We start from the raw sequence: 536 nt of genomic DNA on the forward strand, positions 1-536 counted from the left end.
AGCTTACATGATGCGTTGATTGAATCTGGCGTTGTTCGTATGCGGCCAATATTGCTGACTGCGGGTACAACGTTACTGGGTAACGTCGTGATTACGTTAGACCCAATTTTTAACGGTTTGGCTTGGGCAATCATATTCGGTATTACCGCCTCGACCATCTTTACGCTGCTTGTGGTTCCGGTGGTTTACAACCTTGCATACCAAAACACCAAAGGACATGGATTACCTCAGATGGAGGAAGAGCAATGAAATTAGATACCAAATGGTTAGGCGTGATTCTGTTTGCCATACTCGCGCTTCTTTTTCTCTATATGGCTGGATTTTTTACAGAAAAGTTGCCGACAGAACATGACGCGAAAACCAACCAGATTGATGTAAATAACGCAGAGACACATCAACTGATGTTAACCAGCGAACCGGTTGTTCGAGAGTTTCCGGGCGTCGTCGTTGCAGAGCAGCACGCCGATATCGCGGCACGGTTAACGGCATCGGTGATGGAGGTATTGGTGAAGGTTGGCGATAGAGTGAGGCAAGGA

The 536-nt window shown here is 47.0% G+C and carries 1 protein-coding gene and 1 pseudogene; both read left to right on the forward strand.

The window, feature by feature from the left end; translation table 11 throughout:
* Positions 1 to 249 (forward strand): hypothetical protein (locus R7Z77_RS28095; RefSeq protein WP_318137401.1); only part of this gene is annotated, 249 nt, incomplete at its 5' end.
* A pseudogene (locus R7Z77_RS28100) lies at positions 246 to 536 on the forward strand (efflux RND transporter periplasmic adaptor subunit); the annotation flags it as partial. The gene R7Z77_RS28095 and the pseudogene R7Z77_RS28100, both read left to right, overlap by 4 nt.

The organism is Vibrio sp. 1401 (assembly GCF_033340295.1).